This is a genomic window from Streptosporangium sp. NPDC023963 (assembly GCF_040639135.1).
In the GTDB taxonomy this organism is placed as follows: Bacteria; Actinomycetota; Actinomycetes; order Streptosporangiales; family Streptosporangiaceae; genus Streptosporangium.
In genome coordinates this window covers 99,972-112,684 of the sequence record NZ_JBEZZK010000003.1, presented here as the reverse complement: position 1 = coordinate 112,684, position 12,713 = coordinate 99,972, and the positions used below count along the sequence as shown (strand labels likewise).

Annotated in this window: 13 protein-coding genes; 6 read left to right on the top strand and 7 right to left on the bottom strand. The window is 70.5% G+C overall.

All coding sequences use genetic code 11. From position 1 onward, the window contains the following. Position 1: 1 nt before the first annotated feature. On the bottom strand, positions 2-409 hold the full coding sequence (locus tag AB0F88_RS11795; protein WP_362680979.1) for a MerR family transcriptional regulator: 408 nt from the start codon (positions 407-409) through the stop codon (positions 2-4). A 233-nt stretch (positions 410-642) separates the two neighbouring features. Then, positions 643-1,239, bottom strand: a complete 597-nt coding sequence (locus AB0F88_RS11790) for a TetR/AcrR family transcriptional regulator (RefSeq protein ID WP_362680976.1) — start codon at positions 1,237-1,239, stop codon at positions 643-645. Between the two features lie 149 nt (positions 1,240-1,388). Here AB0F88_RS11790 and AB0F88_RS11785 point away from each other — a divergent pair, with 149 nt between their 5' ends. The 3 genes from AB0F88_RS11785 (at position 1,389) to AB0F88_RS11775 (ending at position 4,787) form a co-directional block, all read left to right on the top strand. Then, the gene (locus AB0F88_RS11785; protein ID WP_362680973.1) at positions 1,389-2,636 is read left to right on the top strand and encodes a glycosyltransferase; all 1,248 of its coding nucleotides are present in this window, start codon (positions 1,389-1,391) and stop codon (positions 2,634-2,636) included. 197 nt (positions 2,637-2,833) lie between these two features. Next, positions 2,834-3,253 (top strand): PPOX class F420-dependent oxidoreductase, encoded by a 420-nt coding sequence (locus AB0F88_RS11780; protein ID WP_362680970.1) that lies wholly within the window; start codon positions 2,834-2,836, stop codon positions 3,251-3,253. 322 nt (positions 3,254-3,575) lie between these two features. Further along, positions 3,576-4,787: a phosphatidylinositol-specific phospholipase C1-like protein gene (locus AB0F88_RS11775; RefSeq protein ID WP_362680967.1), complete on the top strand. Its 1,212-nt coding sequence runs from the start codon at positions 3,576-3,578 to the stop codon at positions 4,785-4,787. 151 nt (positions 4,788-4,938) lie between these two features. Here the strand turns inward: AB0F88_RS11775 and AB0F88_RS11770 are convergent, their stop codons facing one another. The 3 genes from AB0F88_RS11770 to AB0F88_RS11760 all read right to left on the bottom strand — a co-directional run bounded on the left by AB0F88_RS11770 (position 4,939) and on the right by AB0F88_RS11760 (position 7,578). Next, on the bottom strand, positions 4,939-5,667 hold the full coding sequence (locus AB0F88_RS11770) for a spermidine synthase (protein ID WP_362680964.1): 729 nt from the start codon (positions 5,665-5,667) through the stop codon (positions 4,939-4,941). A gap of 217 nt (positions 5,668-5,884) precedes the next feature. Then, positions 5,885-6,781, bottom strand: a complete 897-nt coding sequence (locus AB0F88_RS11765) for an LLM class flavin-dependent oxidoreductase (RefSeq protein ID WP_362680961.1) — start codon at positions 6,779-6,781, stop codon at positions 5,885-5,887. An 80-nt stretch (positions 6,782-6,861) separates the two neighbouring features. Then, positions 6,862-7,578, bottom strand: coding sequence for an SDR family oxidoreductase (locus AB0F88_RS11760; RefSeq protein ID WP_362680959.1), 717 nt, complete (start codon positions 7,576-7,578; stop codon positions 6,862-6,864). A gap of 88 nt (positions 7,579-7,666) precedes the next feature. Here AB0F88_RS11760 and AB0F88_RS11755 point away from each other — a divergent pair, with 88 nt between their 5' ends. Then, entirely contained in the window at positions 7,667-8,245 is a 579-nt protein-coding gene (locus tag AB0F88_RS11755; protein WP_362680956.1) for a TetR/AcrR family transcriptional regulator, read from the top strand. Between the two features lie 420 nt (positions 8,246-8,665). Here the strand turns inward: AB0F88_RS11755 and AB0F88_RS11750 are convergent, their stop codons facing one another. Next, on the bottom strand, positions 8,666-9,754 hold the full coding sequence (locus tag AB0F88_RS11750) for an NADH:flavin oxidoreductase (RefSeq protein WP_362680953.1): 1,089 nt from the start codon (positions 9,752-9,754) through the stop codon (positions 8,666-8,668). 136 nt (positions 9,755-9,890) lie between these two features. Continuing rightward, positions 9,891-11,096 (bottom strand): MFS transporter, encoded by a 1,206-nt coding sequence (locus AB0F88_RS11745; protein ID WP_362680950.1) that lies wholly within the window; start codon positions 11,094-11,096, stop codon positions 9,891-9,893. 130 nt (positions 11,097-11,226) lie between these two features. Here AB0F88_RS11745 and AB0F88_RS11740 point away from each other — a divergent pair, with 130 nt between their 5' ends. Next, positions 11,227-11,580, top strand: a complete 354-nt coding sequence (locus tag AB0F88_RS11740) for a MerR family transcriptional regulator (RefSeq protein ID WP_362680948.1) — start codon at positions 11,227-11,229, stop codon at positions 11,578-11,580. 348 nt (positions 11,581-11,928) lie between these two features. Continuing rightward, the gene (locus AB0F88_RS11735) at positions 11,929-12,495 is read left to right on the top strand and encodes a helix-turn-helix domain-containing protein (protein ID WP_362680945.1); all 567 of its coding nucleotides are present in this window, start codon (positions 11,929-11,931) and stop codon (positions 12,493-12,495) included. Positions 12,496-12,713: the final 218 nt, after the last annotated feature.

Here is a 12,713-nt window from a genome sequence, read left to right as displayed (position 1 = left end):
TTCAGTGGATGAATTCTGCCAGCACGCGCGTGATCTCGTTGATCGCGCGCTTCTCGGCGGCGGCGTCCCCGCGAGCGCGGGCGTCCCACATGTCTGCTTTCTGTCGCAGATATGTCAGGCGCAGTCGCAGCTGCTCGATGTCGGCGGCCAGCTTCTCCGCCTGCGCGGCGAACAGGTCCCGCTGGTCGGCCGCCGCGGCGTTCCCCCGGGTGAGCAGGTCCAGGTAGCGGCGCATCCCGCTGACCGTCATCCCCGACGAACGCAGACAGGAGAGCGCCTCGACGCGGTCCGCGGTCGCCGCCTCGTACCGGCGATGACCGCTGGACTCGTCCCTGGCGACCGCTCCCAGCAGGCCGATCTTCTCGTAGTAGCGCAGCGTGGGCTCGCTGAAACCCGATCGTCGCGCCATCTCCTGGATGGTCAGACCCGCTGCTCGCTCTCTGGACGCCGTTGCCATGAAGGGAGCCTCCGACACTTGAAGCGCTTGAAGTCAAACCTCCTGCCGACGATATGACGCGGATCACCGTGATCATGAGGGGGGCGGAGGTCCGGGGCGCCGGGCGCGGCCGGCCTCGCCGCGGGGGTGGCGGTGGAGGCCGGGCCTCCGGGATCGGCTCGCTCGGAGTCTCCGGCCGGTACGCGCTACGGGTTCCCGCGGGGGAACAGCCTGTCCAGGTGATAGTCCACCGCCGCCACGACGGCCTCCGGGGTGTAGTGGCCGATCAGGGCCGGGTTGACGAGGCCCTGGACGAGGGCGAACAGGATCGTCGCCTCGCGCTCGGGGTCGAGGTTCGCCGGGACCTGACCGTCGCCCTGGGCGATCCTGATCTGTTCGGCGTAGAACCCGATGACGTGGGGAAGGGCGGCCCGCAGGAGGTCCGCGAGGTCGACGGCCACGACCGACCGGGCCAGGTAGGCCAGTGCGATGCGGGCCTCGGTACGGCGCTCGTCGTCCAGCGGCAGCAACTCCAGGACCGCGGCGCGTACGAGCTCTCGCGGTGAGTCCCGGTTCCGGGCGGTGGCGATCCGCAGGCCGACGCGCGCGTTCAGGTGCTCGAGCGCGAACATCAGCATCTCGTCCTTGGTCGCGAAGTAGTGCTGGACCATCCCCATGGACACGCCCGCCTCCGCCGCCACCTCCCGCAGGCTGACGGCGTCCAGCCCGTCCCTGTCGATGACCCGGTGGAGGGCCTCGGCGATGTGGCGCCGCCGCACCTCGTGATCCACCTTCTTCGGCATCCGTTTTTCCCATGCGGTCGTATTGAATGCGGCGTCTCTTCTTTTTACAATGCGAGTGCATTGTATTGTGTCGCCCGAGAGGACATGCCCATGCCCATCTTTACCGCACGTAGTGCCGGTGCCCCGCCGGGCGCGGAAGGCCCGCCCGCATGCGAGTGCTGATCATCGGGATCGGCACCCGGGGCGACGTCGCCCCTTACACCGGGCTGGGCGCCCGGCTCCGTGCCGCCGGGCACGAGGTGGCGATAGCGGCCCATGAGCCCTACGCCGAGATGGTGCGGGCATGCGGGCTGGAGTTCCGGCCGATCCCCGGCGACCCGCTCCCCCTTCTTCCCGCGGGCAAGGGGGGTCTTCCCGCGGGCGGGGGGCGCGAGCGGACGTCCATGGCCGCCAGGGTCGGGATGTTCGCCGAGTACGAGCGCCAGACGGGCGACGGGATCGTGGCCGCGGCCGAACGCGGCGCCGACGTGTTACTCCTCAACGTTCCCGCTTCGGCCGGAATCCACGTGGCCGAGGCCATGGGGGTCCCGAGCATGGGGGTGTATCTCCAGCCCGTCGACCCGACCGGCGACTTCTCCCCGGTCCTGGGCGCGTTCACCCGTTCGCTGGGCCGATGGGGCAACCGCACGGCGTCCCGGCTGGCGTTCACCACGCCCTCGCCGGTTTATCTGGGAGCCAGGAGGCTGCGTGCCCGCCTGGGGCTTCCCGGCGCCACCGCCGCCGCGACGTACCGTCGTCGCGAGTCCACCCGCTGGCCGGTCTTCCACGGCTTCAGCCCGAGCGTGCTGCCGCGCCCGGCCGACTGGAGGGAGGGGCTCGAGGTGGCCGGATACTGGTGGCCGGAGGATCCGCCAGGCTGGCGACCGCCCGCGAAGCTGGCCGATTTCCTGGACGCGGGGCCGCCGCCGGTCTTCGTCGGGTTCGGCAGCATGGGCTCCGGCCCTCTCGCGCGGGCGGGCGAGGCGGCCGTGACCGCGTTGCGGCGGGCCGGGCTGCGCGGGGTGCTGCAGACCGGCGCGGCCGGCCCGGACCTCGGCGGTGACGACGTGTTCCATGTCGGAGACGTGCCACATTCCTGGCTGTTCCCCCGGATGGCCGCGCTGGCGCACCACGCCGGTTGCGGGACCACGGCGGCCGGGCTGCGCGCCGGGGTGCCCGCCGTCGGGATACCGGCGATGACCGACCAGCGGCTGTGGGCCTCACGTCTCGCGGCACTCGGCGTGGGACCGGCCGCGATCCCCCTCGGGCGCCTGTCGGCCGATCGGCTCGCGGCCGCACTCGACGCCGCGCTGTCGGAGCGGTCCTATCGCGACAGGGCCGGGATCCTCGCCGGACGGATCGAGGCCGAGGACGGCGCCGGAGCCGTCGTCGAGGCGGTGGGCAGGATCGGCGGCTGATCCGGTGGGGCGGTGGCGGCGTACGGCGGCAACAGGCGGGGCCCGCGCCGCGGCGGATCCCTCCGGGGCCGGTGAGCGGTCGCTTACGGAGGGTCGCCGGATCGTCACCATCCGGGATATGACACCGTGGATGTGTATCCCGTGAACCGCACGCGCCGCCTTCACCACAGGGGACGCCGGGACGAAGAGGAGCGATCATGTCAAAGCCGCCGCTTCCCGAGGAAGCAGTCGCCATGCTGAGGAAGCCGAACCACGCCGTCATCACCACGCTTCAGCCCGACGGCCAGCCCGTGTCCACGGCCACCTGGTATCTCTGGGACGACGGCCGGATCCTGGTCAACATGGACGGGGGCCGCAAGCGGCTGGAGCACCTGCGCGAGGATCCCCGGGTCTCCCTCACCGTGCTCGACGAGAAGGACTGGTACACCCACGTCAGCATCGTCGGGCACATCGCCGAGATGCGCGACGACGGGGATCTGACCGACATCGACCGGCTGGCCCGCCAGTACCTCGGCAAGGAGTATCCGGACCGGGGCCGCAGCCGGGTCAGCGCCTGGATCGAGATCGAGTCCTGGCACGGCTGGGGCGCGCACAAGGACAGCAACCAGCCCGGCTGACGACCGCTGTTCGCGAATCCGGCGCCGGTGCGCGGTGGGCCCGGGTGGGCGGCCCCGACCGCCGCCCTCGTAGCCTGGGGAACCGGTGGATGCCGGGCCGTTCGCCGCGCCCTGTGGCGGCGATCCGCGCGAGAACGGCCGAGATCACGGTGAGTGACCTGAGCCCGCGCGTGCCTCGGCCGCCCGGCCGCATCGAGTACACGCCGCTCGCCCCCATTCGAAGAACGTTCACGATTTGGACGATCGGTCACCGGCCCGATGTGGCTGCCGGGACACAGTGCCTTCCTAGCTTGATCGGGCAAGTCACTGTTTTGGAGGACCTATGATCGTTTCAACTCGCCTCGGTGCCATGGTGGCCGCCGCCATCGCCATGGTCGCCGCATCCAGCCTCCTGCCGTCTGCCGCCTTCGGGCAGGAGAGAGCTCAGGCCGATGGATCGGCAGGCTCGTCCCAGGCGGGCAAGACCAGGATGAACCAGATCCAGTTCATGGGCGCCCACAACGCCTATCACCGGGAGATGCAGGGCACCGAGCTGGCAGAGTCGATCAAGATCGACCCCGGCTACCCCTCCTGGGGTCTCTACTCGCACGCGTCCATCCCCGATCTGCTCGGCCGGCAGAACGTTCGCGGTCTGGAGCTGGACCTGTTGCCCGACCCGGAGGGCGGGCTCTACCGGCATCCGCTCGCGCGCAAGCAGGCCGGCCTGGGACCGATCGACGATCCGGCGATGGCGAAGCCGGGCATGAAGGTGCTTCACGTCGCCGACCAGGACTACAACACGACCTGCCGGACGTTCGTCGACTGCCTGCAGCAGGTACGGACATGGTCGCGGGCCAACCCCGGACACGTGCCGATCGTCCTGCAGCTGGAACTGAAGCAGACCGACGACCGCTGGGAGCGTCTGGGCGGCGCGGTCAGCCCGCCGTGGGACGCGGCCCTGCTGGACGGCGTCGATCGTGAGGTCCGTTCCGTTTTCTCCGACGCCGAGTTGATCACCGCCGATGACCTGCGCCGGCCCGGCCTCACGCTTGAACAGTCGATTTTGAAGCACGGCTGGCCCACCCTCGATTCGGCGCGGGGAAAGGTGATGCTCTTCTTCGACAACGGCGGACCGGGCACGATCCGCGACATGTATCTCGACGGGCACCCCAACCTTGAGGGCCGGGCGGTCTTCACCCGGGGGAATCCCGGTGACCCGGACGCGGCGATCACGATGGTGAACGACCCGCGAGGCGCGAACACCGCGATGATCCAGGACCTGGTGAAGCGCGGCTACATGGTGCGCACGCGGTCGGACGAGCCGCTGAGCACGGTGAAGAACAAGGAGTTCAGCCGGGTGGAGATCGCGCTGGCCAGTGGGTCGCAGCTGGTGACGACGGACTTCCCGACGGTGGGCATGGCCGCGCGGTACGACAGCGATTTCGTGGCGGAACTCCCCGGCGGGGGCGCGGTGCGTTGCAACCCGGTGTTCTCGCGCCGCGACTGCCGCGAGAACAGGCTGGAGACCGTGGGCGGAGCCGCTTCGGCCCGGTAGGCACGTCAGGGCCCGGCGCGGCAGAGGTGCTCCGCCCCGGCCCCGTGGTGGAGCGCCTCGGGGCCGGGGCGGGGTCGCGGCGGCACGCCCGGCCCCGCCGGTTCCTTCCGCGCGGCCCCGTGGTCTCGGGAAACGCCGGGCGGGACGCCGCTCAGCTCGCAGGGCCGGCGTTTCTCGCGACGTAGACGGTGTTGGCCGACTCGCCGCCCCGCAGCGGGTTGGGGAAGGTGACGACGTGCGCCCGCGAGGTCGCGAAGACCTCCTCGAGCACGGCGGCGAAGTCCGGGTCCGGCGGGTCGTCCGACCACAGGGCGAAGACACCGCCCGGATGGAGGCGCTCGGCGAGCCGGCGCAGGCCCCCGGGGGTGTAGAGGGCGGCGTGGCTCGGGTGCAGCACGTGGCGCGGCGTGTGGTCGATGTCCACCAGGACGGCGTGGAAGCGCCGGTCAGGGGTCTCGGGGTCGAGGCCAGGACCGGCGGCGACCATCGCGAAGAAGTCACCGTGGACCAGACGGCAGCGGGGATCCGACATCAGCCGGGCGCCGACCGGCAGCAGCTCCCGCTCGTGCCACTCGATCACCTCACCGAGCGCGTCGATCACGACGAGCGAGCGCACGCGGGAGTCCTCAAGCACGGCCTGGGCGGTGTACCCGAGCCCGAGCCCGCCCACGGCGACGTCGAGGTCCGTGCCCGGCAGCGCCGCCAGCCCGAGCCTGGCGAGCTCGACCTCGGCAACCGTGAACAGGCTCGACATGAGGAAGTCGTCGTCGAGTTTGATCTCGTAGACGTCGACGCCGAGCGAGGGCTCCCGCCGGCGCCGCAGGCTGATGGCGCCGATCGGCGTCTGCCGCCAGTCGATCTCCTCGAAACGCGCGCTCATCGCAGCAGTCCGTTCATGGCGAAGGAGGCGGCCGGGCCGATGCCCGGGTCGGCCCCGGTGGTACCGGGCCTGAATCTATCCTGACCACGGGGCACATCCCGCGGGTGCCGCGCGCCGCCACGGGCCCTTCTCGCGAGGACGACCCGGTCTCTCGCGACGAACTCCCGCGAAGACGACCCGGCTTCGGGCGAGGCGGGTGCCGGAGGCGTTTCGGTGGTCAGGGCAGGAGCGCGCGGACCTCGGCGAGCAGGTCGCACTGCTCGCGCCAGTCGCCTCCGGCGAACCCCAGGACCACGTGACGCGCCCCGGCCTCGCGGTAGGCGGCCAGCTGCTCGGCCGCCCGTGCGGGCTTCCCGGTGACGGGGAGTCTCGTCGCCTCCTCCAGCGGGATGCCGTACCCGGTGATGCCCGAGGCGATGGAGGCGCGGGTGGGCAGGCCGGGTGCCGAGCCGAGGACGCCGGTGGCACCGACGGCGACGACCGGCTCCGGGCGTCCGCGGGCGGCGGCGAGTTCGGCCAGCACGGTCCTTCCCGAGGCCACCGCCGCCGGGGGGACCATCGAGGGGAACCAGCCGTCCCCGTGGCGTGCCGCCCGCCGCACGGCCACCGCAGAGGCGTTGCCGACCCAGATCGGCGGGGGTGTCACGGCCGGTTCGAGCCGCACCTGCGCCGGCTCGTCCGCCAGCGTGACGGTCTCGCCGGCCAGCAGGCGCGGGAGCAGTTCCAGCGCGGTGTCGGTCCGCCTGCCGCGCTCGCCGTACGGCACCCCGGCCGCCGCCCACTGCCCGGCGCCCCCGCCGGACCCGACACCCAGCACCAGCCGCCCGCCCGAGACGTGCTGGAGGCTCGCGATCTGCTTGGCCGACCAGGCCAGGGCGCGGATCGCCGGGACGAACACGCTCGCCCCGATCCGGATCCGCGTCGTCGCCCCCGCCGCGACGGCCAGCGCCACGGCGCAGTCCAGCGAGGCCGCCCCGGTGGCCAGGTGGTCGCCGTGCCAGACGCCGTCCAGCCCCGCCTCCTCCGCGTGCCGCGCGGCGGTGCCCAGGTCGAGCCGCTGCTCCCGCTGCACGGCGACGGAAGGCAGGATCACTCCGATCTCCATGGAGGCCATCGTTCAACCTCAAGCCTTCTTGAGGTCAATGCGCGGCGGGTGGCCGGGCGCGAGGGCGGACGGTGTCGCGGGGAAACGCCTCAGGCGGCGCGCTGCGGGAAGAGCTGGGCGGGATCCAGGGCGGCCGCCGCCTTGACCTGCACGCTGACCGGGTCCGCGAGGATCTCCGCCGCTCCGGCCTCGATGCCGTCGAACGCCTTCCGCGCGATCTCGGAGGCCGGGTTCTTCTGCACGGCCGGGTCCCGCAGGATGTCGGTGTCGGTGAAGCCCATGTGGAGGCTGGACAGCTCCACGCCTCGCGCGGGGAGCGTGTCGCGCAGGCCGTTGGTCGCCATCAGGAGCGCGGCCTTGGTCGACGCGTACGCGGTGTACGACCCGAAGCCGGGCGCCACGAGGAGACCCAGGGCCGAGTTGACGTTCTGGATGTGGCCGCCGCCGTTGCCGGCGATGACCGGGACGAAGGCGCGCATGAGCCGCAGCGGGCCGAAGAAGTTCACCTCGAACTCGCGGCGGACGTCGTCGAGGTCGTGGGTCAGGATGTCGTCGATGGCGAGGTCCACGCCGGCGTTGTTGATCAGGACGGTCACGTCGGAGGCGTGCTCGGCGGCCGCGGCGACCGCCTCGGGGTCGGTGACGTCCAGCTTCAGGGGCACGGCGTGCGGGGTGGAGACGGTCTTCGGGTCCCGGGCGGCGGCGTACACCTTGCGCGCGCCCCGCGCCAGAGCCTCCTCGACCAGGGCCCTGCCGACTCCCCGGTTGCCGCCGGTGACGAGCACGACGGCGTCTTGAATCTTCATGTGAGCCTCCAGAAGGTGGAAACCGATCGGTTTCCGTCATGGTAAACCGATCGGTTTCCAACGCCAAATCGGGAGGTACCCTTCAGGGGTGAGCACGATCCTGAAGGCCACCCCCCGCGAGCGGCTGTTGCGCGCCGCGGCGGACCTCTTCTACCGAGAGGGCATCACCGCGACCGGTGTCGAGCGGCTCTGCCGGGCCGCCGGGGTCTCGAAGCGGTCGATGTACCAGCTCTTCGAGACCAAGGACGAGCTGGTCGCGGAGAGCCTGGCGCTGCTCGGGGCGGACGTCCTCGCGGACTACCTTCCGGGTGAGGCGGCCGGGCTGACCCCGCGCGAGCGGATCGTGCACGTCTTCGAACGGCTGGAGGCGCTGGCCGGAGACCCGGCCTTCCGCGGCTGCCCGTTCGTCGGCACCGCCACCGAGCTCAAGGACCCGGCCCACCCGGCGGCCCTGGTGGCCCGCGCGCGCAAGCAGGAGCTGACCGACTTCTTCGCGCGGCAGGCCGCGCTCGGCGGCGCGGACGACCCGGAGACGCTGGCGAGCCAGCTGACGATCGTGTTCGACGGGCTGGCCGCCCGCGCGGTGGTGCGGGGGAGCGGGGTCGGGGGGCTGGCCGTCACCACCGCGTCGGTGCTGCTGGACGCCGGCGGGCTGCGCGCCGGCTAGGTGTACTCGGTCGTGGCGTTGGCGACAGCCGGCTGATGGGTGGTGGGCCGCCCTCGACTCCGCAACTCTGAGGCCGCCGACCGGGGGACCTGGATCGTCGTGGCCCACACCCGGCTCCGTCTTGCACGCCCGCTCGTCCAAGACCTGCGGTACCCCTGGGAGAAGCCGACCCCGCCCGTTCTCAAAGGCCGCCGAATTCGGATCGGTGGCCTTTGACCTGCTGGCACAGGGGTCAGGATCGTTCTCAGCCCTTTCAGGGTGCGGTGTCCTGCGGTTTCGTGACAGCCTGGACCGTTTCCCGCACCTCGTCCCACCAGGGCGAAGACCGCAGGGTCGCAGGGTCCAGCCGCACGACCGTGCGTGTCCCGTGCGCGTACGTGGTGGCACCGTCCGGCGAGCACGGGCGGTAGCCCGACCCACTCACACGCTGAATCGCCGAACAAAGCCCTGCCATCCCCGCATGTGATTGATGAAGCGCTCGCTCAGCCCGGCGGTGCGCAGGTACTGCGCCGTCACCGGAAGCTTCGGGCTTTCGTACAGAGGGTTTTCGTGTACTCGCCGGGGGAAGTCCCGCTGGAGAATGGCCGCCCGGCCGATCAATACGAAGTCGCATCCCTCGTCCAGTAGTCGGCCGGCGCGCTGGGCGCTCGTGATCTTGCCCGCGGCTCCCACGCGTACGCCCTTGCGGGGGAGGTCTGTGAAGACGCTGAGCATGGTCTGCCCTTGAAACGCTCCTTCTCGAACGATTTGGGCAGAGTCCCACAGGGCCAGGTCGAGGTAGTCGATCAGTTCTCGATCGAGAATCTCGGCCGTGATGTCACGAAGTTCCTCCAGGCGTAGTCCGTAGCGTTCGACCGACAGGCGCCAGCCGATCTGGAACCGGGGGCCGCACGCTCGGCGGATTCCTTCGATCACCTCGATGGTGAGGCGAGCCCGGTTCTCCGTGCTGCCGCCGTACTTGTCTGTGCGGTCGTTCAGCAAGGGGGACATGAACTCCGACAGGATCCATCCGAAAGCGCCGTGGAGCGCGACGCCGTCGAACCCTGCCTGTTCTGCCCTCTTCGCGGCCGCGATGAAGCCGTCCCGGATTCGCTCCACCTGTTCCGTGGTCAGCGCTTTGACTCCCGGAACCGTGGCGCTGGAGGCAGGGGCTGGAACTCCCCCCAGTTCCGGTCGAGCGCGGTGGCCGGCGTGGTGCAACTGCACCGCGGACAGGCCGCCTCCCTCCCGAATCGCGGCTGCCATCTCGGTCAGGCCGGGCAGGTGTTCGTCGCTGTGAACACCCAGCTGCCGCTCGTACGCTATGCCGCTGGCCTCGACGGTGGCGGCGCCGGTTTGGATCAGGGCGTAACCGCCCCGCGCCACCTGCCTGATCCAATCCCGATCGAAATCGGACGCGGAGCCGTCATGCTCGCTTTGCTGATTGGTGAGCGGCGCCAGCATGAAACGATTCCTCATCGCAGGGCCATGCGAAAGAGTAAGCGGTTCGAACAAATCTGAGACGGACATGGGAGTCTCCGGGACCGGGTGGGTGGGGCGCAGTGTGATGACGGTTTGTTTCGCTGGTTCTGACCGACTTTCCGGCAGCGGGACCTACGGCGACATGGCGTGATCCGCTACGGAGATCGTGCGCACCGCTGTGGCGTCAGCCGGTTACGGGGCTGCGCCTGGGGAATGCGTGACCGCGCGCGAGGATGACGACGAGCACGATCGGTGCCAGGAGTACGACGGCCGCGATCATGAGAGATCCGGAGCCGAAACCGGCGAGGAGTACGCCGCCGACGAGCCCGCCGAGGCCGATGCCAAGATTCCAGGTGGTCACCATCGACGACTGTGCCGCGTCGGCGTGTTCACCTGCCGCTCGCATCAGTGCCGACTGAAGCAGGGTGGCCGCTCCGCCGAACGCGAGTCCCCAAGCCGCGACGGCGGCGTAGTCGGCCGCGGGGCTCGAGGCGAACGCGGCCAGTACCGCCGCGGCCGCGGCGAAGAGTGCGGTGCTGAGGACCACCAGGGTGCGGTGGTGGCGGTCGATGAGTACGCCGGTGAGCCAGATGCTGATGATCGAGGCGATGCCGAAGTCGAGGAGGATCCACTGGACCTGGTCCTCCAGCCCGACGTCGCCGAGGATTGGCGCGATGTAGGTGTAGAGGACGGTGTGCGCGAGCACGAAAGCGCCGGTGACCACGAGGACGGTGCGCAGGCCCCGCAGTCGCAGGATGCGACGGAAGGGGATCCTGTCCTCGACCTTCTGGCCGGGGAAGTTCGGCAGGGTCCGTACGGTCCAGATGATGAGCAGCCCGGTCAGGGCGGTGACGATGCCGAAGGTGAGCTGCCACCCGACGGCCTTGCCGAGGTACGCCCCGACGGGGACTCCGAGGGAGAGGGCCACGGGAGTGCCCGCCATGGCGAAAGCCATCGCCCGGCCCTTCAGCCTGGGGCCGACCAGACGTGCCGCGTAGCCACCGAGGAGGCTCCAGACGACGCCGGAGGAGGCGCCCGCGATGAACCGGGCTCCCATGGTCAGGGGGAAGCTGACGGAGACGGCGGTCACGAGGTTGGCTATCACGAAGCCCACGAGCGCGGCCAGGAACAGGTGGCGCCGTGGCCATGAGGCGGTGGCCAGCATGACGGGTATCGCCGTCAGGAGCGTGCCCGCCGCGTAGATGGTGACCGTCTGGCCGGCGACGGATTCCGAGACTCCGAGCGCGTGGCTCATCTGCGGCAGCACACCCGCCGGCAGCGCCTCGGTCTGGGTGGTGATCAGCCCGGCTGTGAAGAGGGCGATCAGGGGCGGGAGCGGCAGACGTTCCGCGGACGAGGTCCGTGCAACGTCCGTCTGGGTGGTGGTCACGACTGTTCCTTCACTGGTCAGAGCCTCGGAGAGAACTCCGGGTTCAGGTCGGGCCTCCGCGGTCGCGGCGACTCGACTAGGCTCCGACCTTGACATCAGTGAGAAGGCAAATTACGTCTCAGGAGATGTGGTGAGGATCAAGGAACTCTCCGAGCGGACCGGTGTTTCCGCTCGATTGCTGCGCTACTACGAGGAGCAGGGTCTCCTGAGTCCAGAGCGTGCGGAGAACGGTTACCGTGAGTACGACGAGTCCCACGAGGCGAGGGTCCGCCAGATTCGCAGCCTGCTGGATGCGGGCCTGACCACTGAGATCATCGGGACCGTGCTGCCCTGCCTGGCCGAGGCGGCGAACTCTCGGTATCCCGCCCCCGACTTCGTGAGCCGGGTCTGCCGGGAGCGCGAGCGCATGGCCGAGCGCCTGGCATGCCTGGCGAAGAACCTGAAGGCCATGGACGACTATCTGGACGCTCTCAACAAACGGTGACGCGCAGCCGCGTGGCGACGGCCGATGGCGAGCGCCTCGTAGGCGATGCGGGACGAGCGGGAGCCGGGGCGCCGTGTCCGACCGGTACAGGCGGCAGCGAACTCGTATCCGCGGGGCGAGCCGCGCCCGCGAGCCGGGCTCCCAAGGCGCTTCCGCGAGATCATCCACGCTATGGCCCTGTTCGACCGGCCGATCCGAACGCATCAACCCCTGGATCGGCAGGAGGACTGCGCCCATCGATCGCGACCGCAGCAGGGCGGCCATTCCTCCGAATGTGAGCCCCCGCGACCGCGGCGAAGCCGTCGCCGACGGTCCTCAATATTACCGAAAGTTCGGTAATATTGAGGGATGGCGCGTCTTCCCTCCATCGATCAGGCTCGGCTGCTCGACCTCCTCCTGCCCGTTTTCCGGGAGAAGGGCTTCGACGGGACCGTGATCGGCGACCTGTCGGCGGCCTCGGGCCTGCAGCGCGCGAGCCTCTACCACCGGTTCCCCGCCGGCAAGGAAGAGATCGCGGACGCGGTCCTCACCATGGTCGGCGAGCGCTTCCTGTGGATCCTCGAACCGATGCGAACGGACTCCGACGTCGCGCGAGGGATCGCCGAGACCGCACGCCGCCTGAGTGACTTCTACGGGGCGGGGGCGCTGTCGTGCGTTCTCGACACGATGACGCTGGCGGGGACTCCGGCGAAGGTCCGCGATCACGCTCGCTCGCTCGCCGTGACGTGGATCGACGCGATGGCCGAGGCCGCGCAGCGCGCCGGACGGCAGCCCGAAGACGCCCGAAGCGCCTCGAACGACGCGTTCCTGCGGATCGAGGGAGCGCTGGTGCTGGCACGGGTGCTGGGCGAGACGCGTGCTTTCACCGAAACCGTGGCCCTCCTGCCGAGCCTGCTGATGCCCGCGCAGAGCTAGAGCCAGGGCTCGACCGGCTCCTCGGCTCGCCGACGGCCGGCGGGGCTCGCTCCGCTCCGTGGCGTGGTCGTGGTCCCACGGGGAACCGCCGCCTCGCGAAGGGCGCGCCATCGGCCCCGCGACGAGTCCCGTCCCACTTCGGCCGATCCGCCAGGTCGCCGCACCGCGGTCACCGACCTGTCGGTTTGTTGAGGAGTGCGCCGCCGATCTGGGGACCT